Annotated in this window: 1 protein-coding gene; it reads right to left on the reverse strand. The window is 69.0% G+C overall.

Annotated elements, in window-relative coordinates:
• A partial coding sequence (locus tag RNC47_RS37435) for an NAD-dependent epimerase/dehydratase family protein (protein ID WP_311605349.1) occupies nt 1-381 on the reverse strand: 381 nt, incomplete at both ends.

The following is a 381-nucleotide window of genomic DNA, read 5'->3' on the forward strand; positions in this document are numbered from 1 at the left end:
GTGCATCTCGCGGGTCGAGGTCTCCACCCCGGTGCCGACGTTGAACCGTTGGCCGCCGCCCTCCGGCCCGGACGCCTTCACGAAGGCGTCGACCACGTCGTCGACGTACACGTAGTCGCGGGTATCGGAGCCGTCACCGAAGATCTTGGTGGGCCGCCCGGCCAGCAGCGCCTGGGCGAAGATCGCCACCACGCCGGCCTCGCCGTGCGGATCCTGCCGCGGGCCGTAGACATTGGCCGGGGCGATGTGCGAGCAATCCAGGTTGTACAGATTGCGGAACATGTTGAAGTACACCTCGCCGGCCACCTTGCTCGCCGCGTACGGCGAGGCCGGATTGGTCGGGGTGTCCTCGCCGGTCTGGTAGGACGGCGGGGACACCCC

The sequence above is a fragment of the Streptomyces millisiae genome (assembly GCF_031845425.1).
GTDB lineage: Bacteria > Actinomycetota > Actinomycetes > Streptomycetales > Streptomycetaceae > Streptomyces > Streptomyces millisiae.